Source organism: Agrobacterium sp. V1 (genome assembly GCF_030518355.1).
Classification (GTDB): Bacteria; Pseudomonadota; Alphaproteobacteria; order Rhizobiales; family Rhizobiaceae; genus Agrobacterium; species Agrobacterium cucumeris.
In genome coordinates, this window is record NZ_JAULSF010000002.1 from 1906737 (window position 1) to 1931422 (window position 24686).

General features: G+C 60.2%; 25 protein-coding genes and 1 tRNA gene. 17 read left to right on the forward strand and 9 right to left on the reverse strand.

What is annotated here, in order from left to right; translation table 11 throughout:
- The first annotated feature begins 114 nt into the window (after positions 1-114).
- Positions 115-1107, forward strand: coding sequence for an inositol 2-dehydrogenase (gene iolG / locus QSV77_RS22550; protein WP_142842518.1), 993 nt, complete (start codon positions 115-117; stop codon positions 1105-1107).
- Positions 1108-1355: 248 nt separating this feature from the next.
- Positions 1356-2240 (forward strand): DMT family transporter, encoded by an 885-nt coding sequence (locus tag QSV77_RS22555; protein ID WP_302735294.1) that lies wholly within the window; start codon positions 1356-1358, stop codon positions 2238-2240.
- Positions 2241-2268: 28 nt separating this feature from the next.
- On the opposite strand, the gene QSV77_RS22560 is transcribed toward QSV77_RS22555, so the two are convergent.
- Complete coding sequence (locus QSV77_RS22560) at positions 2269-3324, reverse strand: ornithine cyclodeaminase (protein WP_302735117.1); 1056 nt, start codon at positions 3322-3324, stop codon at positions 2269-2271.
- 13 nt (positions 3325-3337) lie between these two features.
- Complete coding sequence (gene rocF / locus QSV77_RS22565; protein WP_269701531.1) at positions 3338-4258, reverse strand: arginase; 921 nt, start codon at positions 4256-4258, stop codon at positions 3338-3340.
- A 130-nt stretch (positions 4259-4388) separates the two neighbouring features.
- Between rocF and QSV77_RS22570 the strand changes: the two genes are divergently transcribed.
- Together QSV77_RS22570 and QSV77_RS22575 are read left to right on the forward strand one after the other, a co-directional pair.
- Positions 4389-4826 carry an Lrp/AsnC family transcriptional regulator gene (locus QSV77_RS22570; protein WP_065116260.1) on the forward strand — a complete coding sequence of 146 codons (438 nt, stop codon included), beginning with the start codon at positions 4389-4391 and terminating at the stop codon, positions 4824-4826.
- Positions 4827-4948: 122 nt separating this feature from the next.
- Positions 4949-5022: transfer RNA gene (locus QSV77_RS22575), tRNA-Gln, on the forward strand.
- Between the two features lie 71 nt (positions 5023-5093).
- Here the strand turns inward: QSV77_RS22575 and QSV77_RS22580 are convergent.
- Genes QSV77_RS22580 through bioB form a run of 5 tightly spaced genes read right to left on the reverse strand, consistent with a single transcriptional unit; the run spans position 5094 to position 10181 of the window.
- Positions 5094-6080: a beta-ketoacyl-ACP synthase III gene (locus tag QSV77_RS22580; RefSeq protein WP_302735118.1), complete on the reverse strand. Its 987-nt coding sequence runs from the start codon at positions 6078-6080 to the stop codon at positions 5094-5096.
- Positions 6081-6125: 45 nt separating this feature from the next.
- Entirely contained in the window at positions 6126-7388 is a 1263-nt protein-coding gene (locus tag QSV77_RS22585) for an adenosylmethionine--8-amino-7-oxononanoate transaminase (protein ID WP_302735119.1), read from the reverse strand.
- Positions 7385-8023: a dethiobiotin synthase gene (gene bioD / locus QSV77_RS22590; RefSeq protein ID WP_302735120.1), complete on the reverse strand. Its 639-nt coding sequence runs from the start codon at positions 8021-8023 to the stop codon at positions 7385-7387. Before bioD ends, QSV77_RS22585 begins: the two co-directional genes overlap by 4 nt.
- Complete coding sequence (locus QSV77_RS22595) at positions 8020-9165, reverse strand: 8-amino-7-oxononanoate synthase (protein WP_302735121.1); 1146 nt, start codon at positions 9163-9165, stop codon at positions 8020-8022. Before QSV77_RS22595 ends, bioD begins: the two co-directional genes overlap by 4 nt.
- The gene (bioB, locus tag QSV77_RS22600; RefSeq protein WP_302735122.1) at positions 9162-10181 is read right to left on the reverse strand and encodes a biotin synthase BioB; all 1020 of its coding nucleotides are present in this window, start codon (positions 10179-10181) and stop codon (positions 9162-9164) included. Before bioB ends, QSV77_RS22595 begins: the two co-directional genes overlap by 4 nt.
- A 234-nt stretch (positions 10182-10415) precedes the next feature.
- Between bioB and QSV77_RS22605 the strand changes: the two genes are divergently transcribed.
- The 10 genes from QSV77_RS22605 (at position 10416) to QSV77_RS22650 (ending at position 17719) form a co-directional block, all read left to right on the forward strand.
- Positions 10416-10862 carry an acetyltransferase gene (locus QSV77_RS22605; protein WP_271362727.1) on the forward strand — a complete coding sequence of 149 codons (447 nt, stop codon included), beginning with the start codon at positions 10416-10418 and terminating at the stop codon, positions 10860-10862.
- Between the two features lie 99 nt (positions 10863-10961).
- Positions 10962-11861 carry a helix-turn-helix transcriptional regulator gene (locus tag QSV77_RS22610; RefSeq protein WP_302735123.1) on the forward strand — a complete coding sequence of 300 codons (900 nt, stop codon included), beginning with the start codon at positions 10962-10964 and terminating at the stop codon, positions 11859-11861.
- Between the two features lie 120 nt (positions 11862-11981).
- Entirely contained in the window at positions 11982-12914 is a 933-nt protein-coding gene (locus QSV77_RS22615; RefSeq protein ID WP_302735124.1) for a hypothetical protein, read from the forward strand.
- Between the two features lie 57 nt (positions 12915-12971).
- Entirely contained in the window at positions 12972-13289 is a 318-nt protein-coding gene (locus tag QSV77_RS22620; protein ID WP_302735125.1) for a DUF535 family protein, read from the forward strand.
- A 104-nt stretch (positions 13290-13393) separates the two neighbouring features.
- A complete protein-coding gene (locus QSV77_RS22625; RefSeq protein ID WP_237681434.1) occupies positions 13394-13756 on the forward strand; it encodes a hypothetical protein in 363 nt (120 codons plus the stop codon).
- 86 nt (positions 13757-13842) lie between these two features.
- A complete protein-coding gene (locus QSV77_RS22630; protein ID WP_302735126.1) occupies positions 13843-14067 on the forward strand; it encodes a hypothetical protein in 225 nt (74 codons plus the stop codon).
- Entirely contained in the window at positions 14067-15527 is a 1461-nt protein-coding gene (locus QSV77_RS22635) for a TolC family protein (protein ID WP_302735127.1), read from the forward strand. The genes QSV77_RS22630 and QSV77_RS22635 overlap by 1 nt, the downstream gene beginning before the upstream one ends.
- A 14-nt stretch (positions 15528-15541) precedes the next feature.
- On the forward strand, positions 15542-16900 hold the full coding sequence (locus QSV77_RS22640) for a multicopper oxidase family protein (protein WP_302735128.1): 1359 nt from the start codon (positions 15542-15544) through the stop codon (positions 16898-16900).
- 34 nt (positions 16901-16934) lie between these two features.
- Complete coding sequence (locus tag QSV77_RS22645) at positions 16935-17414, forward strand: plastocyanin/azurin family copper-binding protein (RefSeq protein ID WP_142842531.1); 480 nt, start codon at positions 16935-16937, stop codon at positions 17412-17414.
- Positions 17415-17434: 20 nt separating this feature from the next.
- Positions 17435-17719 (forward strand): copper-binding protein, encoded by a 285-nt coding sequence (locus tag QSV77_RS22650; protein WP_065116661.1) that lies wholly within the window; start codon positions 17435-17437, stop codon positions 17717-17719.
- An 80-nt stretch (positions 17720-17799) separates the two neighbouring features.
- Here the strand turns inward: QSV77_RS22650 and QSV77_RS22655 are convergent, their stop codons facing one another.
- Complete coding sequence (locus QSV77_RS22655) at positions 17800-19320, reverse strand: MFS transporter (RefSeq protein ID WP_302735129.1); 1521 nt, start codon at positions 19318-19320, stop codon at positions 17800-17802.
- A gap of 133 nt (positions 19321-19453) precedes the next feature.
- Between QSV77_RS22655 and QSV77_RS22660 the strand changes: the two genes are divergently transcribed.
- The gene (locus QSV77_RS22660) at positions 19454-20302 is read left to right on the forward strand and encodes a LysR family transcriptional regulator (RefSeq protein ID WP_302735130.1); all 849 of its coding nucleotides are present in this window, start codon (positions 19454-19456) and stop codon (positions 20300-20302) included.
- Positions 20303-20335: 33 nt separating this feature from the next.
- Here the strand turns inward: QSV77_RS22660 and QSV77_RS22665 are convergent, their stop codons facing one another.
- Complete coding sequence (locus QSV77_RS22665) at positions 20336-20767, reverse strand: MarR family winged helix-turn-helix transcriptional regulator (protein WP_302735131.1); 432 nt, start codon at positions 20765-20767, stop codon at positions 20336-20338.
- 212 nt (positions 20768-20979) lie between these two features.
- Between QSV77_RS22665 and QSV77_RS22670 the strand changes: the two genes are divergently transcribed.
- Positions 20980-22797 (forward strand): chloride channel protein, encoded by a 1818-nt coding sequence (locus QSV77_RS22670; RefSeq protein ID WP_302735132.1) that lies wholly within the window; start codon positions 20980-20982, stop codon positions 22795-22797.
- 259 nt (positions 22798-23056) lie between these two features.
- Positions 23057-24595, forward strand: coding sequence for an FAD-dependent monooxygenase (locus QSV77_RS22675; protein WP_302735133.1), 1539 nt, complete (start codon positions 23057-23059; stop codon positions 24593-24595).
- Positions 24596-24686: the final 91 nt, after the last annotated feature.

Genomic DNA, 24686 nt, shown 5'->3' on the forward strand with positions numbered 1-24686 from the left:
ACGCCTCCGATGTCGATCTAGCAAAATGGAACATATATTCCATATCGAAACATTGTTTGCATTCATATTCTGTCTCTCCGGGAGTGAGGGCGGGTGTGAGGAACCGGAGGAAAGATGGTTACGAAATTGGCACTGCTCGGCGCTGGACGGATCGGCAAGGTCCACGCCAAGGCGATCACCACCGATAGCCGTGCGCAACTGGTGGCCGTTGTCGACGCCATGGCCGGTGCCGCGGAAGCAATTGCCCGCGAAGCGCAGTGCAAGGTCAGCACGATCGACGAGGTTCTGGCCGACAAAACGATCGACGCCGTCATCATCTGCACGCCGACCAACACCCATGCCGACCTGATCGAGCGTTTCGCCCGCGCCGGCAAGGCCATCTTCTGCGAAAAGCCCGTTGATCTCGATGTTGCCCGCGCGGAAGCCTGCGCCAAGGTGGTTGAAGAAACCGGCGCAAAGGTGATGCTCGGTTTCAACCGCCGTTTTGACCCGCATTTTCAGGCCGTGCATAAGGCAATCGAAGATGGCCGCATTGGCAAGGTGGAAATGGTTACCATCACCAGCCGCGACCCCGGCCCGCCGCCGGCTGAATATATCAAGGTTTCCGGCGGCATCTTCCGCGACATGACCATTCATGATTTCGACATGGCCCGCTTCCTGCTGGGCGAAGAAGTGGACAGCGTGTTCGCCACCGGTTCGGTTCTCGTCAATCCGGAAATCGGCGCACTTGGTGACTTCGACAGCGCCAGCATCATTCTGACGACGAAAAGCGGCAGGCAGGCGGTGATTTCGAATTCCCGCCGCGCCACCTATGGTTACGACCAGCGTATCGAAGTGCATGGTTCTCTCGGTTCGGCAGCGGCCGAAAACCAGCGGCCGGTCTCCATCGAGATCGCCAATGCCGATGGTTATACCCGCCCGCCGCTGCATGATTTCTTCATGACGCGCTACACGGCGGCCTATGCGGCGGAAATCACCGCTTTCATCGACAGCATCGAGAATAACGTCGCGCCGTCGCCCTCCATCAAGGACGGTCTGATCGCGCTGAAACTGGCCGACGCCGCGCTGAAATCCGCGACCTCCAAGACGGCCGTGACAATCGGCTGAAGCCGGTCTCATCGTCACCCTCGGGTTTGGCCCGAGGGTGAGTTTTCCGGCTTTTTTTGAGAAAAGCCGATTATTCCCCGCGCCTCCGGAAACAGGCTGCCTGTCAAAAAGGCAGCCGCCGGACTTGCATGGCAGCTATTCGGAAAATAAGGTTGTCTGACAAGGTGCGGCCGTAACATATGGCTGTTACCCACCTCATTCACGCCGAATCCTCTTTTGCCGGCACGCAGCCGGACAGCGGTTTTTTCATGCCATCACCCAAGACCGGTTTTCTTTATGCGCTTGTCGCCTTCACGATATTTGCGGCGCAGGATGGCATCTCGAAACATCTGGGCAGCGCCTATCCGCCCGTCTTCATCGCCATGCTGCGATACTGGGCCTTTGCCGTTTTCGTTCTGTTGATGGCCGCAAGGTCGGCAGGCGGCATCCGGGGTGCCGTCATGGCCAACCGTCCCTGGCTGCAGATTGGCCGCGGCGTTCTGCTGGCGGTACAGATCGTTTTTTCGATCTTCTCTTTCGCCATTGTCGGGCTGGCGCATAGCCACTCGATCATCGCTTCCGCACCGCTTATCGTCGCTGCACTTTCCGTACCGCTGCTTGGTGAAAAGGTTGGCTGGCGACGCTGGTGTGCCATTTTTGTCGGCTTCATCGGGGTTCTCGTCATCCTGAAGCCGGATGGCGAAGGTTTCGACAACAGCCTGATCATAACCTTTATAGCCGCCTTCATGCTGGCGCTTTACGGCGTGCTCACCCGCCTCGGCAGCCGGAGCGATACGGCAATGACGAGCTTTTTCTACACCGGTGTGGCCGGTGCAGTGGCGCTGACGCTGGTCGGGCCGTTTTATTGGGTAAGCCTCGCACCCTATGATTGGGGATGGATGCTGGCGCTCTGCATTACCGGCATGAGCGGTCATTATTGCCTGATAAAAGCGTTCGAACTGGCGGATGCAGCTTCCGTGCAGCCTTTCTCCTATTACCAGCTCGTGCTCGTTTCCATCATCGGCGTCACCATCTATGGCGAGGTCGTGACGTCAAACATGGTTCTGGGCGCGGCAATCGTCATTGCCGCCGGCCTCTTCACCATCTGGCGGGAACATGTGGTTGGCCGGAAGAAAAGCGGGGGAGCCGGCTGAGCGCCAGCCCCACCTTGAATCTGTCCTCTCAGGCGAGAGCCGCCTCACAACGCAGCAACATGCCGAACAGATCGCGTGGCTCATCCGGATCGGCCAGAAGATCCAGCTCCGCATAAAGACCGGTGCCCGGCAGTTTCGAGCGCACGTAACGCAGCGCGGAGAAATCTTCCGTTGCAAAGCCGACGCTGTCGAACAGGGTAATCTGCCTCTCGCCGGTCCGGCCCTGTTTTTCGCCGGCAATGACCTGCCATAACTCGGTCACGGCATAATCCGCCGGCAATTGCTGGATTTCGCCTTCAATACGCGTCTGCGGCGGATATTCGACGAAAATATCGGATCGCAGCAGGATATCCCGGTGCAGTTCCGTCTTGCCCGGACAATCACCGCCGACGGCGTTGATATGAATGCCGGGTCCAACCATGTTGTCGGTCAGGATCGTCGCATATTGCTTGTCAGCGGTGACTGTCGTGATGATATCCGCGCCTTCCACCGCCTCCTCAGCGCTGTCGCAGATTTCGATTGCAAAACCCTGTCCGCCAAGATTGCGGGCGCATTTTTCGCTGGCCGACCGATCGATATCAAAAAGCCGCAACGTGTCGATGCCAAGGATTGCCTTGAAAGCGCGCGCCTGGAACTCGCTCTGGGCGCCATTGCCGATGATGGCCATGGAGCGCGAATTGGGGCGGGCAAGGTGCCTGGCGGCAACGGCCGAGGTGGCGGCGGTGCGCAGCGCCGTCAGGATCGTCATTTCGGTCAGGAGCAGCGGATAGCCGTTACCCACATCGGAAAGCACGCCGAAGGCCGTCACCGTCTGGCGGCCTTCCTTCATGTTCTTCGGATGGCCGTTTACATATTTGAAGCCGTATAGCGTGCCATCGCTGGTCGGCATCAGTTCGATGACGCCCTCCTTCGAATGTGAGGCGATGCGTGGCGTCTTGTCGAAGCTCTCCCAGCGGCGGAAATCCTCCTCCACCACATCGGCAAGCTCACGCAGGAAGGTGTCGATTCCCACCCGCAGCACGAGCTTCATCATATGGTCGACGCTGACGAAGGGAACGATATTGAGGTTCGGTATCACGGTCATCGCATCACCCCTTTCAGCCTGCCCGCGTCGGGCGGTCCATGACCCGCTTGCCCATCAGGCTGGCGGCGAGATCGACCATCAGGGTCGCCGTCCTGCCGCGCTCATCGAGAAACGGGTTGAGTTCCACCAGATCGAGACTGCAGACCAGCCCGCTATCATGCAGCATTTCCATCACCAGATGCGCTTCGCGGAACGTCGCGCCGCCCGGAACGGTGGTGCCGACCGCAGGCGCAATCGACGGCTCGAGAAAATCGACATCGAGGCTGACATGCAGCAAACCATTTGCCGCCTGAACGCGGGCGAGAAATTCGCGCAGCAGAACCGCAACGCCGTGCTCGTCTATCGAGCGCATGTCGTGCACGGTGATGCCGCTCTTTTCCAGCGCCGCCCTTTCGGCAGGATCGACGCTGCGGATACCGATCATGCCGATATTTTCTTCCGGCACGGCATGGGAGAGCGGCGGGAAATAACCGGCAAACCCGTCACGGCCGCTGAAATAGGCAACGGGCGTGCCATGCAGATTGCCGCTGCGTGTCGTCTCAAGCGTGTGATAATCGGTATGGGCATCAAGCCACAGCACGAAAAACGGCCGGCCCGTCTCGGCAACCCGCCGCGCCATGCCAGCCACGGTTCCTGCCGAAATCGCATGGTCGCCGCCAAGAAAGATCGGCACGGCATCCGCGCTCTCGCGATAGGCCGCCTCCGTCAGCGCCTCGGTCCAGGCCACGGTTTCTTCCAGATGATGCACGGCCGGATTGGGGTGGTGAAATTCCTTCAGCGGCGCCGGCGTCACGTTGCCGGTATCGACCACCCGGTGCCCCAGATCCTCCAGCGCACGCATGAGACCGGCGATGCGATAGGCGCTCGGTCCCATTTCGCATCCCAATTGCCCTGCTCCGATCTGCAGAGGTGCACCAATAAGCCTGATATCCATTCCCGTCCTCGCTTTCCCAACCAACACCATCACTAAACCATAGAGATATGGCGGATTGAACATCAAATATTGGCAAGCTTATCGAAATGAACTATCAATCTGGCAAAATTACTTTATCAAACTGGTAATCATGGACAATCTCGACGAACGGCTCGTCACCCTTCTGCGTCACAACGGCAGACGCAGCATTTCCGATCTGGCGGTGGAAACGGAAACCTCGCGCGCCACGGTTCGCTCCCGCATCGAAAGAATGGAAAACGACGGCACCATCATCGGCTACACCGTCATCCTGCGCGCCGATGCGGTGGAGGCGGCAATCCGCGGTATCATGATGATCGAGATTGAAGGCCATGTGACGGACCGTGTCATCCGCACCCTTGGCGGCTTCCCGGAAATATCCGAGATCCACACCACCAATGGCCGCTGGGACCTGATCGTGGAACTCAACGCCGCCACACTCAGCGATTTCGACGCCGTGCTGCGCCGCATCCGCCTGGTGCCCGGCATCACCGGCAGCGAAACCAGCCTGCTGCTTTCTACCCCGCGCTCCACCCGCGCAAGGCTCTGATCCGGGGATGAAACGCAAAAGAGGGGTGAAAACGCATTTTTCGATTTTTTCGACTTGCGCCTCGGCATAAATCATCTATATGACGACCCACCAAAGCGAACGCGCCACGCGCTTCACGCTTTTGGGGAATAGTTCAATGGTAGAACAGCGGACTCTGACTCCGTCGATCTTGGTTCGAATCCAGGTTCCCCAGCCAATTTCTTCAAATAAAATCAAACATCTACCCGCCGACATATTTGGCGTTTCGTTCTGCGCACTGTTACCGCGCTAGTGCCGATAAACAATTGCCCCGCCGGTCAAACCGGCTCCTGCGGCGGTGAGCAATAACGTCTCGCCCTTTGCGATGCGCCTTTCAGCATTGGCAACGGAGAGCGACAGCGGAATGGTCGCGGCGGAGGAATTGCCGAAATTCTCCACCGTGCGGACGGTTTTCTGCCGGTCGATGCCGAGATTGCCGCAAACGGCATCGAACATGCGGGCATTGGCCTGATGGGGCACGAAACGGTCGATATTCGTGGCCGACAGCTCCGCCTGTTCCAGCACACGCTGTGAGGTTCGGGTCATCAGCGCCACGGCGCGGGAGAAGACCTCACGGCCGTCGCGCATCGTCATCAGCGTTTCCCCGGTGGGCGTGTCAGCGGAGAACGGCTGGCTGCTGCCGCCTGCGGCTATCCGGATTAGATCGTAACCGCTGCCATCAGACCGCAGATCGGCCGAAAGCAGGCCACGCTGCGCTTCCCGGCACGGTTCAAGCACGACCGCCCCGGCAGCATCGGCAAAAAGGACAGCGCTCGCCCTTTCCTGAAGGTTGATGCGGCGGCTCAGAATATTGGCCGCCACGACAAGCACGGCGCGACCATGGGTGCGGACAAAACCATCGGCAAGGGTGAGCGCATAAAGAAAGCCGGAACAGGCGCCGGCGAGATCGATGCCGCCCGATTGCGCCAAGCCCAGTTGATGGGCAAGCAGCGGTGCGGAGGGTGGCAAGAGATGGTCCGGCGTGGAAGTTGCCAGCAATGTGAGCGCGATATCGTCAGGGGCGATTTCCGCATCTTCCAGCGCCATGCGGCCGGCTTCGGTAGCAAGGCCACTCAACGTGTCGCCTTCCTGCGCCCAATAGCGTCTGCGGATGCCGGTTCGCCGCTCGATCCAGCCGGTCTCCAGCCCAAGGCGCATCTCTATCTCGTCATTGCCGACGCACCGCCCCGGAACGGCATGTCCAAAGCCGGCCATACGCGAAGAAAGTGTCTGCATAATCTGCTCTTTCAAAAGTATCTTTGAGGGGGCGGATATCCGGTCTCACGCTTCGGTGACGATCGAGGCCACCTCATCGATGGCGTCGAATGCACGGCCCAGATCGTCTGGTGTCGAACAATAGGGGGGCATCAGATAAACCACGTTGCCGAGCGGACGGATGACAAGCCCGCGCTCGCGAAACAGGCCCCGCATACGCGGTCCCGCTTCGGCGAGATAACCACCGGAAGGCGCCACGAGATCGAGTGCAGCTATGGTGCCCGCCTGCCGGATATTGGTGAAACGTCTGTCATCGGCAAAGCGCCGCAGATGGTCCCCCAGCGTCCGTTCCAGTTGCCCGATACGCTCCGCCACCGGCTCATCCCGCCAGACCCGGAGATTGGCGACGGCAGCGGCGCAGGCAATCGGATTGGCGGTGTAGGAACTCGAATGGAAAAAGGTCTTGCGGCGGTCGGTCGAAAAATGCGCATCGAAGATATCGCCGCTGCACAGCGTGGCCGCCAGCGGCAGGGAACCGCCGGTCAGGCCCTTCGACGTGCACAGAATATCCGGAGAAATTCCGGCTTGCTCGCATGCGAAAAGACTTCCGGTCCGGCCCCAGCCGGTCATCACCTCATCGGCAATGAACAGGCAGCCATGGCGTTCGGCAATCTGTTTCAGCCCGACCAGAACATCAGCGCCATACATCTTCATGCCGCCGGCGCCGAGCACCAGCGGCTCAATCAACAGGGCCGCGACACGGCCTGAACGGCAGAAATGTTCAAAAATATCGAGGGTGGCCTGCGCGCTGCCCTGTTCCGGAAAAGCCAGACGGTCGACACCGAAGAGCAGCGGCTCGTAAGCGGCATTGAACACGCCACGTTCGCCGGTGGACATGGTGCCGATCGTATCGCCATGATAGCCATGTTCCATCACCACGATGCGATCGCGCTTTTCTCCGCGATTATGGAAATAACCGAGCGCCATTTTCAGTGCCACTTCCACTGCGGTCGAGCCGCTATCGGAATAAAACACGTGTTCCAGCCCGGCCGGGGCAATGTCGATCAGCCCTCTTGCCAGCGTCTCGGCAGGCTCGTGGGAAAATTCCGCAAAAATCACCTGATCGAAGGCCTCCGTCGCGGCACGGATGGCGGCCATGATCGCCGGGTGCCGGTGACCATGGGTAATGACCCACCAGGATGAAATCGCATCGAACAGCCGGGTGCCATCCTCATCGACGAGATAGGCACCCTGCGTCGACACGATGCGTTTCATCGGCGGCTCCAGCCCGTGCTGGGTGAAGGGATGCCAGATGGGTGAGGGGCTCATGCCGTAGCCTCCAGAAAATCGGCAGGATTAAATTGCCGCGCGAAAGCCTGATGCAGCGCCCCGGCGGTCATCTGAGACAGATGCGGCAGACGGCCGAGTGCACGAACCCCGCCGATATCGGTGATGATGCGCTCATTTTCCGCGTGCTCATCGCCGATGAAAACCAGGCCATGCACAGGGATGGCCCGCAACCGCAGCGCCTCAAGCGACAGCAGCGTGTGGTTGATGGTGCCGAGCGCAGTTCTGGCGCACAGGATCAGCGGGATTTGCCAGCCGGCGAAAATATCGGCAAACAGCAATCTGTCGGTCAACGGCACCAGAAGCCCGCCCGCCCCTTCAATTACCAGCGGCCCTCTTATTTCCGGCGGTTGCAGGAGTGCGGGATCGATCGTCATATTCTCGAGCCGCGCCGAAAGATGCGGCGAGGCCGGCGTTTTGAGGCGATAGGCTTCCGGCAGGATGCGGGTGCGCGGCGCACCACCCAGCCGCTCCACCGTCTGACTGTCGGTCTCCTCCTCCAGCCCGGATTGGACCGGTTTCCAGTAGGAAGCCTGCAGGGCGTGGGTAAGCGCTGCGGCAAAAACCGTCTTGCCGATGCCCGTATCGGTGCCGGAAATGACGAAACGAAGGCTCATGCCCGTTCCTCCTTCAATGCGAAGGCAAGCTGCCCGACCATATCGGCAATCTGGCTTTCATCCACATTCAGCGTGATGGAAAGACGCAGGCGCGCCGTTCCCTCCGGCACCGTCGGCGGGCGGATCGCCCGTACGTCAAAACCGCTTTCACGCAGGTGCGCAGCTATGCCGAGCGAACGGGCGTTGTCGCCGATCATCACCGGCATGATCTGCGAACCGCTGGGTGTGACCCCGAGCCGGGAGTTTAGTTCGTTACCGGCAAAATTTATCAGTTCCGCCAGCCGCGACTGCCGCCAACCTTCCTCGGCGATGATCGACAAGGCTTCCCGCACCGCCGCCGCCATTAGCGGCGAAGGCGCGGTGGAATAGATGAAACCCCGGGCGCGGTTGATGAGGTAGTCGGCAAGAACCGCAGGCGCGCTCAGAAGTGCGCCGGAAAGGCCAAGCGCCTTGCCGCAGGTGTGCAGCGCCACCACATTGCCCCGCCCTTCCAGTTCTGCCGCAAGGCCACGACCACCGGGTCCGAAAACGCCGGTGGCATGCGCCTCATCGACCACAAGAAAACCGCCATGCCGTTCGGCAAGATCGGCAAGCGCCGCAAGCGGCGCCCGGTCGCCATCCATGGAGTAAAGGCTTTCAACCGCGATCCACGGCCGTCCACGACCGCCAGCCTGACGCCAGCGGCTTATTTCCCGCTCGAATGCCTCGACCTCGTTATGCGGCACGGCGAGCGCCTGCGCCTTGCCGGCCGCTATACCATCATGCACGCTCGCATGGATCAGCGCATCGTAGAGCACAAGATCGTCCCGCAGCGGCAAGGTGGAAAAAAGTGCGACATTGGCGGCGAAACCGCTACCGAAATAGATCGTTTTTTCCGTGCCGAAAAACGCTGCTGCCTCCGCCTCCAACGCCTCATGTTCCGGGTGGTTACCGCGAAGCAAGCGTGAGCCACCAGCGCCGACCGGCACGCCCCTTTCGATTGCGTCGGTCATCGCCGCCTTCAGCCGGGGTGCATCGGCAAGCGCGAGATAGTCGTTGGAGGTGAAATCGATCCCCTGCTGGGGAGAAAGCGCCCGTAGCCGCGATTTGCGGTGCAGGACGGCAAGTTTCACCTCGTAAGCGGAGAGTGCCGATGCATTCACCGGCCCTCTCCCGATTGTGCAGGCTGCAACTCCATCGGCTTAAGACCCAGACGCCGGAACAGTGCCGTATCGTGATCCTCACCCGGATTATCGGCCGTCAGCAGCGTTTCACCGACGAAAATGGAATTGGCTCCGGCCAGAAAACAGAGCGCCTGCGTCTCGTCGCTCATCTCGGTGCGCCCGGCGGAAAGCCGCACATGCGAACGCGGCATCAGGATTCGCGCCAGTGCGATGGTGCGGACGAAATCGATCGGGTCGACCGGATCGGCGTCGGCAAGCTTCGAGCCGGGGATCGGGATCAGCATGTTGATCGGCACGCTTTCCGGTGGAACCGGCAGATTGGCGAGCGTCACCAGCATCGAAATGCGGTCCTCGACCGTTTCTCCCATGCCGAGAATGCCGCCGGCACAGACCTTGATACCCGCATCGCGGACATTGGCGAGCGTTTCCAGCCGATCCTCAAAAGTGCGGGTAGTGATGATCTGCGAATAAAAGCGCTCGGACGTATCGACATTATGATTGTAATAATCGAGCCCGGCATCGGCGAGCCGTTCGGATTGCTCCGGCGTTAGCATGCCGAGTGTCATGCAGGTCTCCATACCCAGAGCCTTGACGCCCTCGACCATGGCCACCACGGCCTCCATGTCGCGTTCCTTGGGATTGCGCCAGGCCGCGCCCATGCAATAACGCGTCGCCCCACCTTCCTTCGCCTTGCGCGCCTCGGCCAGCACCCGCTCCACTTCCATGAGCTTGGAGGCCTTCAGACCCGTCGGGTTGCGGGCGGACTGGCTGCAGTAACTGCAATCTTCAGGGCATCCACCCGTTTTGATGGACAGGAGCCTGCTCATCTGGATGGCATTGGCATCGAAATGACGGCGATGCACCTGTTGGGCTTGGAAAAGCAGATCGTTAAACGATAAATTATAGATAATTTTTGCTTCTTCGAGTGCCGAGCTTGCCTCAGCCGTAGGAATTTTGGCCTGATTTCGGGCGATTGGCGCAACCATCTGATCCATTTGACAGCCTCTCCTTTAAAATAAATAGATAGAACTCCTTTTTATCTATTTTTTTTATCGCTGTTTTTGCAAGCGCTTTTTTCGCGAAAATTTTCTGCTCCATTAATCCGGCTGGACAGCGGAGCTAAAAATCGACCGCTTCAGCCCCGGAAATTCATCGACCGCAAAGGTGCTCGCGAAAAAGATGAAGGCGGCCCCATGGCGTGAAAAGATCGCAATTGCTAAGGGTGGGACATGATCACACTTCGTCCCTCCACCACCCGCGACACAACCCGTATCCTCGACATATGGAGCCGGGCCGTTGACGCCACTCATGGCTTCCTTCTTCCGGCGGATCGCGCCGCGATCGGAGAGGAAGTCAAAGCCTTCCTCCCGCAAATGCCCCTGACACTTGCGGTCGATGCTTCGGATGACCCGCTCGGCTTCATGTTTCTGCATGAAGGGCACATGGAGGCGCTTTTCATCGATCCGGATCATCACGGCAAAGGCATCGGCAAGGCGCTGGTACAGGCGGCCATCGCCGCGCATCCGCAGCTGACCACGGATGTCAACGAACAGAACATCGAGGCCATGGGCTTTTACCGCAAGCTGGGTTTCGAGCCGACAGGCCGCTCCGATCTTGACGGACAGGGGCGACCCTATCCGCTCGTTCATCTTCGATTTCGCGCAACAGAAAAATAGGCCGCCGGGATCGTCGGGGAGGACCAGGCCACGAATACCATCATCCGCTTCGCAACCGACGATTTTCTGCCCGAGCACCGCTTTGATCAATGGCGCGAGGTGCGCGGCAAAAGCCTGTTTGGCGTAACGATCGAGCTTGCGCGGGATCGCCGACATCGTTTTCAGGGGTCATTTCAGGCGCGTGCCATCGCCAACGCCGTCGTGAGCGAGATGCGCGCCTCCTCCTACCGGGTTGATCGCACGGAAGCCGACATTGCCCGTATTGCCGGCGACAGCCTCTGCATCGGCCTGCAGATCAAAGGTTCCGGGTTGCTCTATACGGGCAGGGACCGGGTTCATGCCGTCGGCGGTGGCGATATCACCATCAACCATTCGGATCTGCCTTATGCCGGCATACCGGGCGGCGAAGACCATTTTCATTTCCGGATGCTCAAAATCCCCGTCGATTACGAGGTCATGCTCGGCCAGACGGCCTATGACCTGTTTGCGGCCCGTTATGGGGACAATGCCGCCTTCTCCCGGCCGTTCCGGGCGCTTTTCAACGCGCTGAATGCCGATCATGGCCGGCTCATCGATCCCGCCCGCGATGTGACCCACATTACCCGGCTTGCGATGACGGCGCGCGGGCGGCTTTCTCCCGCCATGCCGGAGGTGCGCGCCGCCCTTCGTACCGGGCTTTGTTATGCGGCCCAGGACATCATGATGCGGAAAAAATCCCGTCAAAACCTCACGCCCGCCGCAGTGGCGAAAGAACTGGGAATTTCACTGCGGCAATTACACGTCGTGTTCGAAGGCGCGGAGCTGTCATTTTCCCGCACCCTGTCCGCCATGCGGATCGAGGAGGCAAAACGGCTGCTGCTGGAATTTCCCGCCTTGCCGATCACACAGATTGCGCATGGCTGCGGTTTCGACAGCCTCGCCACCTTCTACCGGGTGTTTGCCGCCGCCTACGGCATGGCGCCGGGCGATGCCCGCCTCATGGGCCTACCCGCAGCTTAAAAATTTCGCCTCTGCGCGCAATGAGAAGACGCCTCATCCCCGCCCCTGTAAGGCCCATGGATCATTCAATCCATGCACCTCCATAGAGAGGTGATGCCGGCAATTCGAGGAGCGCGCGCCATGACCAATTTTTTCGATTTTGCGATTTCCCGGCTGCCGGATAATGCCACGAGAGGCAGCAGGCCACCCCTGAACGAAATCGACGCGCTGGTTCAAACCGCATCTTTCGCGGCCGCGTTGCGCCTGTTGGCCGGTAGCTTCATAAGCCTTTATGAAGGTTCACCCGAGATGACCGCGCTTTTCGCCACACGTCAGAGCCGGCTTCTCTGCCACGCGCTGGTGGCGCTTTATTTCCATAAGCGCAGCATCTGCGAGACGGAAACGGGAGAACCCTTCCTGACCCGCGAGGATTTCGCACAGCTGGCGCTGAAGAACGGCCTCGCCAGCCACGAGGGTGCCTACACTTTCTTCAAGCAGGTGCTGAAACGCGGGCTGACGAGACCGGTGACCCAATCCGACAACGACAGGGTCGATGGCGTAGCACCCTCACCATTGACGCTGGCGATGCTCGCCCATTGGTATGACGTCCATTTTCAGGCACTGGACCTTATCGACGAGGGGCTGAGGGCCTCACGCTTCATCGAAGGGTCCCAAACCATGCTCGCACATATCCACCCTCGCGTGGCGCAGGCGCTGTTATCCAATCCGGAGGTGCGCTGCCCCGGCCCGCTGTCCATCATCTTCAACTGGTTCGATGCGGGCGGCTTGCTGATGGACCGCCTGATTGCCGGTATCGACTGGGAAAGCCCTCTTGAACATGGCAGGCACCTGACGGATGTGAGGACGGCCTCACAACTGGCGCAATCGCTTTCACTGTCGCGGACCCATGTCAGCCGCAAACTTGCAGCGGCCGAAATGATCGGTGGCATCGGCTGGACCGGGCAGCGGGGCCGTTCCGCCCTCTGGATCTCACAGGGGTTTTACGAGGAATATGCCCGCACACAGGCGCGCAAGCTGCTTATTCTCGACGACGCATTCATGGAGATTTTCTAAGAACGGATAAGGTCACGGCCGTAATCGCGAACCGAATTCACCCTGCTCTGGACCATCATGACCTTCGTCTGGCGCGCGCACTGGAAGCGCACCGTCCTCTTCCGGATGCGCGTTGCCGCCAATCCTGTCATCACCTTTCGGTGGTGGGGGTTTCTGGCCGCTTTTCCGGCAAAGCGGAAATTGCCGCCGCCCCATGATGAATTGCTGCAGAAACCGCTGTCGAAGTTTCTTGTCAGCGAAATTTCCCAGCAGAGACGACTGCTTTTTCTCGTGGAGAACTTCACAGCTGCGGGCCGTCGTTTTACGAAGACCGTCATGAGCGGGCTCTGGGCAGGAAAGACACTGGAGATGGGCATCGTTGCGCTGGATCGGTAGAGCCCAACGTATTTGTTGATGGTTATGGGCGATACCCATTGACAAATTTCAGGACTGCGGCTCTTCTACAGCGCATGAATGGGATGTTGCGAGCATCGAAATTGATGGCCCTGTTGTTCAGGCTGGTGATGGTATTGTCACTGGCGGGCTACAGCGTTTCCACCGTCAATGCCGCAATGCATGCCGAAAACGACGTGCCGATCTCACAGATCGAGAACGACCATTCGGCGGGCCGGGGTCACCACGACGCCGCCGTTCAGGATCACGGCGACCACGCCGATCAACACGACCACGCCAGCAAGGAAAAATCGAAGAATTCCTGCTGCCAGGATTATTGTGGTGTCGCGGCTATTCCGTGCCCCTCTTCATCCCTGAGCCATCCGACCGTCATTTCCCTGCGTGCGTTCATCGATGATACGCATGCCGCCGGTCTGGCACCGAAGCTTCAACGCCCCCCTAATATCTGACTATCCGGAACCGCTTTGCGGGCTTTCCTGCACCTGCATGCGTGAGCGTGCTGGAGCAACCATGATCTTATTCCCGGATTTTCACCATGAAACGTTTGTTCCTGGTGGTTGCCCTGCCGCTTTTTGCGGGCGGATGCGCAGCCACCTTACCTGAAGTCGTCATATCAACCGACAGCCCCGACACTGTCTCCAGCGTCAGGCCCATACCCTATCAAAACCCGATCGGAGCTTACACGCACCGCGTTCCCGTCGATCCGAAACCCTGGCGTGGTCTGAACGACGCACAGGCGCCGGTAAAGGGAGGCGCCTGATGATCATACGTCCTATCAGACTGGTATCCTCCCTTCTGTTTCCTCTCATCGCGGCAGGCTGTGTTACGACCGATTATGCCGCCAAGGATGCCGGCTTTGCCGATGCAACGCTGAAAAGCGCCGAGGCAACCGGCAAGCAGACTGTCTGGGTGCAGAACCAGCAGCAGGCACAGGTGGTGCGCGACCGCGTCAAGGCGCTGATGGCCAAAAAGACCATCGACGTCGAAACCGCCGTTCAGGTTGCATTGCTGAACAATAAGGGGCTGCAGGCATCCTATGCGGATCTCGGAGACAGCGCTGCCGACGCCTGGCAGACGCAACTCTCCGTCTTTCCGACTTTTTCCGTCAGCCTGAACGGCATCGGAACGCCCGGGCTCGCCATGTATCGCGTGCTTGAAGGAGCCGTCACCGCCAATATTCTCGCTTTGGCGACCTATGACAAGAATATCAGGCTGGCGGATACGCGCTTCCGTCAGGCGCAGGTCAATGCGGCGATCGCCACCGTATCGCTTGCCGCGGAAACCCGCCGGGCATGGATCAACGCCGTGGCCGCCTGGGAAAACGTCGCCTATCTCAACCAGGCAAAGGTCGCGGCCGACGCCTCTTCGGAACTTGCGAAAAAGATCGGTGAAGCGGGCTCGATGCCCAAGGCCAATCAGGCCCGCGAGCATGTGTTCTATGCGGAACTGACGGGAGAAACGGCAAAGGCGCGACTGGCAGCGAAACTCGCCAAGGAAGAGTTGATCCGGTTGATGGGCCTTTCCGGCACGGACGCCGAGTTCCAGATACCGAACCGGCTTCCTTCCCTGCCCAAGACCCTGATAGCGCGCAACGATATCGAGGCGGAAGCAATTCACAAACGCATGGATTTGCAGGTGGCCCGCCTCGAATTGCAGGCAACCGCGCAATCCTATCGCCTGGAAGACGCCACCCGCATCGTCACCGATATCGAGCTGGCCGGAAACTGGGAGAAGGAACGCGAGCGCGAGGACGGTGCCACCCGTTCGGACATTGCAAGAACCGGCTCGCTGTCCTTCACGATCCCGATCTTCGATTCCGGGCAGGCGCGTCTGCGCAAGGGCGAACTCGCCTATATGCGGGCGGCCAACCAGCTGGCCGGGCTCGCCGTCGACATCCGTTCGCAGGCCCGTTCCGCCCATCTGGCCTACAGGTCGAATTACGACATTGCCCGCCACTACCGCAACAATGTCCTGCCCCTGCGCAGCGCGATCGAGGAACAATCACTGCTGTCCTATAACGGCATGATTACTAGCACCTTCGAGCTGATCGCCGATACCCGCGAAAAAATCGAATCCACCATCCTCGCAGTCAACGCCAAGCGCGACTTCTGGCTGGCCGAAGCCAACCTTGCCCCCGTCATCTATGGCGGAAGCACGGGCAGTGCCGCGGCCGAAACCGAAGTCGCATCGGCCGAAGCGCCGGCAGGCGGCGGTCATTGAGAAAGGAAACGGGAATGTTCAGCAGAAGACAATTGCTTGGAGCAGGCGCCGCCGGCGCAGCGCTCGTCTCCTCCAAAACCTGGGCGCAGACTTCCAATATGGGCCTGCCGGAAGCAGCCAGCATGGAAGGCGCTGCGACCCAGGCACCCACTCGCCCCTCAACCGGCCCGGATTACAACCCGGTCGTCACCCTCAACGGATGGACCCTGCCCTTCCGGATGAACAATGGCGTCAAGGAATTCCACCTCGTCGCCGAACCGGTGGAACGCGAAATGGCCGAGGGCATGACCGCTTATCTATGGGGTTACAACGGGCAATCCCCCGGCCCGACCATCGAAGCTGTGGAGGGTGACCGGGTGCGTATCTTCGTCACCAACAAATTGCCCGAACATACGACCGTTCACTGGCATGGCATGATCCTGCCTTCGGGCATGGATGGTGTCGGCGGCCTGTCGCAGCCGCATATTCCGGTTGGCAAAACCTTCGTTTACGAGTTCGATCTCGTGAAATCCGGCACCTTCATGTACCACCCGCATTCCGACGAGATGGTGCAGATGGCCATGGGGATGATGGGCTTTTTCGTCGTGCATCCCAAGGACCCGGCATTCATGCCGGTGGACCGGGACTTCGTGTTTCTCCTCAGCGCCTTCGACATCGACCCGGGAACTTACGTGCCCCGTGTCATGGAGATGACCGATTTTAATCTCTGGACCTGGAACAGCCGGGTCTTTCCCGGCATCGATCCGCTGGTCGTGTCGAAAAACGACAGGGTGCGGGTGCGGGTCGGCAACCTGACCATGACCAACCATCCGATCCACATGCATGGTTACGACTTCGAGGTCACCTGCACCGACGGTGGCTGGGTACGGCCCGAGGCGCGGTGGCCGGAAGTCAGCATCGACATTCCCGTCGGCGCGATGCGCGCTTACGAGTTCGACGCCAAATATGAGGGCGACTGGGCGATCCATTGCCACAAGTCGCACCACACCATGAACGCCATGGGTCACGAAATCCCGACATTCATCGGTGTCGACAAAAAGGAAGTCGCCAAGAAAATCCGGCAGATCCGCCCCGAATACATGCCGATGGGCACTGCCGGCATGGCTGACATGGCCGAAATGTCGATGGAGATACCCGAAAACACCGTGCCCATGATGACCGGTTGGGGTCCGCACGGCCCCATCGAAATGGGCGGCATGTTCTCGGTGGTGAAGGTCCGCGAAGGTATCTCCGCAGGCGATTACGCCGATCCGGGCTGGTATCAAAACCCGCCCGGCACACAGGCCTTTGAGTGGACGGGCAACCTGCCCGACGCACCCAAAGCCAAAGATGCAAGCACGCAGCCCCCATCGACCCATTCGAACCATGGCTGATCATCAACATTCCCAAACGAAAAAGGAAAACGACATGAACACTGCAATTCTTGGCCTTGTGCTGGCAGCACTTGCGACCCCCGCTCTCGCGGCCGGCAGCCACGCCGGCGGACACAGCGAGGCGATGGCAGTGGGTGAGCCCGGCGACGCCACGAAAGTCACCCAGACCATCCGCGTCAGCATGAAGGAAACACCGGATGGCAAGATGATCTTCACGCCCAACAGCTTCAAGGTCCGCAAGGACCAGACCATCCGCTTCACCGTCAAGAACGAAGGCGAGCTCGATCATGAATTCGTTCTCGATGAAGAAGCGAAGGTCATGGAACACAAGGGGCTGATGGAGAAATTCCCCGAGATGGAACATGCCGATCCGAACGCCATCCGCCTGGCGCCCGGCAAGACGGGAGAAATCGTCTGGAGGTTCACCAATGATGGCGTCTTCAAGGTCGCCTGCCTTGTGCCCGGACATTACGACGCCGGCATGCACGGCGATGTCACCGTTGCCAAAAAGTAAGCAAACAAGGAAACCGATCCATGAAAACAATCATCAACACCACCCTCGCCGCAGCCCTCTTTCTCGCCTCTGCCGCCGGCGCCTTCGCGCAGGAATTCACCGCCGGCACGGTGAAGAAACTCGATACCAAGGCCAAAAAGGTCACGCTTATCCATGAGGAACTGAAAAACCTGGACATGCCGGCAATGACCATGGTCTTCGACGTAAAGGACGAAGCCATGCTGGCGAAATTGCAGGAAGGCGCGAAAGTGCAATTTGTCGCCGAGCGGGTGAACGGCAAGCTGACCGTGACGCAGCTGAAATAACAGCAGCGGAACCTGCAAGGACCAGCGCGCACCCCTATCGGCAAAGCCGGTGGGGGTGCGCCTCATTCGCCTGCGGTACATTAATCGCAGGCGGGTTTTCGCACCGGGCCGAAGACCACGAAGCTGATGGCGGAAAGCAGCCAGACACTGATACCGGCATAAAGCATGACCAGGCCGAAGCCATCCGCCAGCGCCTGATGGACAAGCACCTCCGACAGGCCCTGCGCCGACGCTTCCGCGGTTCCCGCCGCAACCTTTTCAGCGAGCAACTGCAATGCGTTCATATCCGTGCCGGATGGTAGATTTGCCTGAAGCGAAGAGCGGACGCCCTCCACCAGAATGAAACCCATGACCGGAATATTGATGGCGAGCGAGATCATGCGCGCACTCATGTCGATGCCGGACGCCATGCCGGAACGCGCCGGCGGCACCGCACCCGTGGTCGTATTGGTGACCGGCGTATTGGTCAAACCGAGCCCGATGCCGGAGAGAATGCAGCCGGGCAGCATGGTGAGCCAGTTGGCATTTTCGATGCCGCTGCCCAATTTCATCAGCATGAAACCGAGACCGATGGTGAACAACCCGGCCGGAATGACAAGACCAGGCTGATAACGCAGGGACAGGCGCTCCGCCAGCGGCGGCATCACCAGCGCCGGCAGCGTGTAGGCAAGCAGGCCAAGACCGGCGGCGACGCTGTCATAACCGAGACCCGCCTGAAACCAGATCGGCAGATAGATCATGAAGGGCCAGAAGCTGATGTTCATTGCCGCCGAACCGATGATGGCCCCGGAAAACGGCCGGATGCGGAACACGGAAAAATCGAACATCGGCCTTGGCGTGAGCTTTTCCACGATGAGAAAGGCAATGAAGCTTGCGACGGACCCAACAAGGATTAATAGCGCGGCCTGACTGGCAAAGCCGAGTTCAGGGCCTTGCGTGATGAAAAACGCAAGGAGAAACACGGCCAGCGACAGCGTGGCGATGCCGGCAAGATCAAGACGGGTCGCTTCCGGATCAAGCGATTCCCGCACGCCGCCCACCGCGAGCAGCAAAGTGCCGGCGCTGAGCGCCACGTGAACGAGGAACACCCATTCCCAGCTCCACAACGCGACGATGGCCCCGCCGATAATCGGGCCAAAGCCCAGCCCTACACCGGAGACGATGCCCCACCAGCCGAATGCCATGCCACGCTCACCGGCCGTGCGGAACTGGTGCGACAGGATGGCGATCTGGCACACCAGCATCGCACCGCCGCTCAGCCCCTGAAGGAAACGTGCCGCAATCAGCACCACCACATTTTCCGTCATTCCGCAGGCAAGGGACGAAAGCGCAAAAGCGGCAATACTGGCGATGAAGACACGCTTGCGGCCAAAGCGGTCGGCCAGCGCGCCTGTCGCCATCAACACCACCGTCACGCCGATCGTATAGGCATTCATGATCCACTGAAGCTGCCGGAAATCCGCATGCAGCACCTGTTCGAGTGTCGGCAGGATCGCCGGAACGCTGGAAATCTCCAGGCCGAACATCAGGGCGGAAAGACAAACGGCAGCGAGCGCCATCGCGCTTCTGCTGCCTGTGGGTGCGGTAACGGCAAGGGTCATTCTTCAGCCTTTCATGGGTCGGATCGCAAAAGCGAAATCCGGTCTGCGGAACCGGACGCAAACTAGCCAAAGCTTGACCATAACTGAATTGGATGATTGGCTATTTCAGAGACAACAAATTGGAATTACCGATATGCGCACGCTGGATGTGGATGCCGTCGAGGCTTTTGTCACCATTGCCGATATGCAGAGCTTCACCCGCGCTGCCGAAGCGCTGGGAACCACGCAGGGCGCCATCAGCGTCAAACTCAAGCGGCTGGAAGACCGGCTGGGCCAGCGGCTGCTTGAGCGCACGCCCCGGTCCGTGCGGCTTTCAGCGCAAGGTGCGGTGTTTCTGGCGCCCGCCCGCGAATTCCTCGCCGCGCATGATCGTGCCCTTGCCGGCCTTTCATCCCCGCGCCGCCGTTTCGGCCTTGGCATTGCCGCCCATGTTGCGGGGCCGGAGGTGCCAACCCTTCTGGCGCGGCTTAATGCCCATGATCCGGGGCTGACGATCGAAGTGCGCATGGACAATTCCCGCGTGCTGCTGGACGCCTTTGACCGTGGAGAAATCGACGCCGCGATCATCCGGCGCGAAGACGACCGACGCGACGGCGAGGTACTGGGTGCGGAGCATTTCGGCTGGTACGCCGCTCCGCAGTTCGAACACCGGCAGGGCGAGCCCCTGCGGCTGGCAGCGCTTTCACCCGCCTGCGGCGTGCGCGACATTGCCGCCCGCGCGCTGGATTCGGCCGCCATTGCCTGGACGGAAGTGTTTCTTGGCGGCACCTCGTCGATGGTTACAGCCGCGGTCTCCGCCGGTCTTGCCATTTCCGCCTTTTCCTGCCGTCTTGCACCGCCCGGCACGGTCGAGGTCAGCCAGCGCTTCGGTCTGCCAACGCTGCCCTCCACCGAGGTCGTGATGTTCTCCACCCTCACCGACAGCAGGTCCCGCGAGGCGCTGCGCACGCTTGCCGCCGCATTCCGGGAACATCGGCCCTGACGCAGTCCCCCGGACAGCAACAGATAGCGCTACCTATTTCAGCGGCTCGCGCGCTTCTTCCAATGTCTTGAGAATATCGATCAACCGTGGCGCCATCTCTCGGATTTCGGTGAGATGGATGGCGGTCAGCCGTTCCAGAACGGCCTGCGCCTTATCCGTCAGCGTCAGCGTCTGGCGGCGGCGGTCGGCGGGGTCAGCGTCGCGGGTGACATACCCGGCGGTGACCAGCCGGCCCACCAGTTCCGTTGCCGAATGGGGTGCGATCAGCAACCGCTCGGCAAGCCTGCCGACGGTCATCGCCTCTTCATCGCGATGCCCACGGATGGCAAGCAACGCCTGATGTTGCTGGGCCGGAAGCCCCTCCTCTTGCGCTGCAGAGGTGCTGAAATCCATGAAGCGGCGCAGCGTGTAGCGCAGGTTGGAAAGGGCCTCGTAATCGGCATCGCTCAGCCTGTCCTTTGGCATTTTCCACACTCTCGATCTCTGCGATTCATCTTGCTCAAGGCGCCCAAGGCGGAAATATCTCCCCGGCGCCATACGTCCGGCTTAGCGCAGGACGGCGTTCTCCGCCAGTGCGGAGCGGCTGATCGGCGCGCCACTTCCCCATACCCGTGTTGATTTATATCGTATTACGATGTATTGACGCCGCCATCCACATCACAGCAACGGAAAATGCCATGCCGAAAACCACGCCTCACCGCCGGCTACACGATTTCACGGGCGGCCTTGCCCGGCGTGAAGCAGGCGATTTTACGACCGACCGCCGCGTTCTAGCCCTTATCGGCATGGCGCTGATCGTCGGCACCGGCGGCGCTTTCGCCGCAAAGCTGCTGGTGAGCCTGATCGCGCTTGTCACCAATCTTGCCTGGTTCGGACAGCTGAGCATGGCAGCCAGCTCTCCCGCCGAAGCGCCACGTTCGTTGTGGATGGTGGCAATCCCCGTGCTTGGCGGCCTCGTCATCGGCCTGATGGCCCGGTTCGGATCGGAAAAAATCCGCGGCCACGGCATTCCCGAAGCGATCGAAGCCATACTCATCGGCGGCAGTCGCATGTCGCCGAAGGTCGCGATCCTGAAGCCGCTCTCCTCGGCAATCTCCATCGGCACCGGCGGGCCGTTCGGTGCGGAAGGGCCAATCATCATGACCGGCGGCGCGATCGGATCGTTATTTGCCCAGTGCTTTCATCTGAGCGCCGCCGAGCGCAAGACCCTTCTCGTCGCAGGTGCGGCAGCCGGCATGACCGCGATCTTCGGCTCGCCGATCGCCGCCCTGACACTCGCCGTCGAACTGCTGCTGTTCGAATGGAAACCGAGAAGCTTCATTCCCGTCGCCCTCGCCACCTGCATCTCGGCGTGCTGGCGTCCTTTCCTTTTCGAATCCGGCGCGCTCTTTCCCCGGCAATTCCACATGGACCTGCCATGGTGGGGGATCGGCCTGTGCGCCATGGTGGGCATCATCGCCGGCCTGCAATCGGGCCTTCTGACGACCCTGCTCTACCGGATCGAGGATGCCTTCGAGGCGCTGCCGATCCACTGGATGTGGTGCCCGGCAATCGGCGGCCTTGCCGTTGGTCTCGGTGGCCTCATCGAGCCCCGTGCGCTGGGGGTTGGTTACGACATTATCGACGGCCTTCTGAACGGCCGACTGCTGCCGCAGGCCGTGCTGACGATACTGCTGGTCAAATCTGCCATCTGGCTCATATCGCTTTCGTCAGGTACATCGGGTGGCGTGCTCGCACCCCTCCTCATCCTTGGCGGCGCACTTGGCTGGCTGGTCGGTCTGGCGCTGCCCGGCGACACCGGTTTCTGGGCGCTTCTGGGCATGGCAGCGATGATGGGCGGGACAATGCGTGCGCCGCTGACCGGTACCTTCTTTGCGGTCGAACTGACCGGTGATGTCTCAACCCTGCTGCCACTGCTCGCCGCCACCATTTCCGCCTATGCGGTAACGGTCCTTCTGTTGCGCCGGTCGATCCTGACGGAAAAGATCGCGCGGCGCGGCCAGCATATCACCCGCGAATACGGCATCGACCCCTTCGAATATACCCGCGCCCGCGACATCATGATCGATACGGTCGATACGCTGCCGGCGGATATGCGCGTCGGCGATGCCTCCGCTTTCTTCGCAACCACCGAAAACACGCATCGGATTTATCCTGTTGTCGATCAACAAGGCGTGCTGAAAGGCATCGTTTCACGCGGCGATGCGCTGCAATGGCAGCAGAACCCGGCGCTTGCCGATCAGAGCCTCGACGAGCGCGTTTCCGACACCTCGGCTCCCGTGGCGCATCCGGAAGATACCATCGGTTATGTCGCGGATTTGATGCTTGCGACAGACACGGGCCGCATCCCTGTCATCGATGCGGAAACCGGCCGCCTTGTTGGTCTCGTGGCTCGCAAGGATCTGCTGCGGCTTCGCCATGCGGCCAATACGTTGGAGAACGAGCGCAAGCCCTATCTCGGACCACGCAAAGCCGATCCGGCAAAAGCAGGCTGAAAAGGCCTGTCTGCGAAGCCACGGCCGGAAAGCAAGTATCCCGTCTTGCCGACCGGCCGGTTCGGCACTATAGAAGAAATGTCGAAAAAGGCACGACTTGGTGTGGTCTAGCCCAAGTCCTTTCGGAAACGAAAGCTCTGTCCATGCCCCGCGCATGAGTCCCACGACGAACAATGACGCTGTCAGGGCGTCAAATTGTTCGTCCGTGTGGTTCTCAAAACGATGAGCTGCTCCGGTCGAACGACCAAAGGAGCATTTCATGTCAAATACCCCTCAGATTTACGATGTCGTGATTGCCGGCGCTGGTCCTGTCGGTCTGTTTCTCGCCTGTGAGCTACGCCTGGCCAGGGTTTCGGTTCTGGTGCTGGAACAGGCCCCCGACCCTTCCTCTCCGCTTAAGACACTCCCCTTCGGCATGCGTGGTTTGTCTGTGCCCACCATCGAAAGTTTCCACCGCCGCGGCCTGCTGGAGGACATAACCGAAAAGCAGCCAGCGAAAGAACAGCCAAACGGCAACCATGGCCTGACTGCGCATTGGATGCAGCAGCAGCGCCGGCCGGGTGGCCACTTTGCCGGCATCCAGTTCTTCCACGATAATATCGACACGTCGAAATGGACCTATCGCTTGTCGGATTCGACGCCGGTTACCATCGCTTCCAGCATGGAAGAGATCGAAACTGTCCTGGAAAGACGTGCAACCGCGATGGGCGCCGAAATCAGACGCGGCCTTGGCGTCGAGGGCATCGAGCAGTCGGATGCGGGGGTGACCGTTTACGCCAGCGGCCAGATATTTCACGCACGGTGGCTTGTTGGCTGCGATGGCGGCCGCAGCACGGTGCGCAAGGCGGCCGGCTTCGATTTCGTCGGCACCGATCCCGAATTCACCGGCTATTCCGTTAAGGTCGAAATGGCTGACCCTGAAAAGCTCGCTCCGGGCCGCCACTACACATCGACCGGCATGTACACCTATCAAAAGCCCGGAACCATCGCGATGGTCGATTTCGACGGTGGTCGTTTCCACCGAACCCAGCCGATAACACCGGAGCATGTGCAGACAGTGCTGCAGCATGTTTCCGGCACCGACGTCAGGGTCACGGGCCTCAGCCTTGCAACGACATGGACGGATCGCGCCTATCAGGCCACGACTTACCGCAACGGCCGAATATTGCTTGCGGGCGATGCCGCGCACATACACTCTCCGCTTGGCGGGCAGGGGCTTAATCTCGGGCTGGGCGATGCGTTCAATCTTGGCTGGAAACTTGCAGCGACAATCCGCGGCGATGCCCCGGACGGATTGCTGGACACCTATACCGGCGAGCGGCACCCGGTGGGAGCACAGGTCCTCGACTGGTCGCGCGCGCAGGTCGCTCTCATGCGCCCGAGCCCTAGCACAAGGGCGCTGGAAGCCATCATCCGCGATCTCATCGAGACCCGCGATGGCGCGACATATTTCGCCGAGCGTGTCTGGGGTGTTTCCCTGCACTATGAGCTTGGCGGCCAAAATCCGATTGTCGGCCGCAACGTTCCGGATTTCGTACTGACCGATGGAAGGAAGACCGGCGAACTTCTGAGAGAAGGCAAAGCTCTGCTTTTGGACTTTGACGCGGATGCATCGCTTCAAGCGCTTGCAGGCCGTTGGAACGGGCGGATTGCTTATGTAGCGGGCAATGCCGTCAACCATCTCGACTTACGCGCCGTGCTCGTGCGTCCCGATGGCATCGTCGCCTGGGCCACGGGTTCAACTCCTGACAAGGAGGAACTTACAGAAGCCGCTAGCCGGTGGTTCGGTACATTATAAACTACATCTGAAGCGGGAAATCAGCTTATGCAGAGTTGAAAAAACTGACGCCGCCCCTTGAAAGCACCAATGGAGTGCTTTATGTATTTCA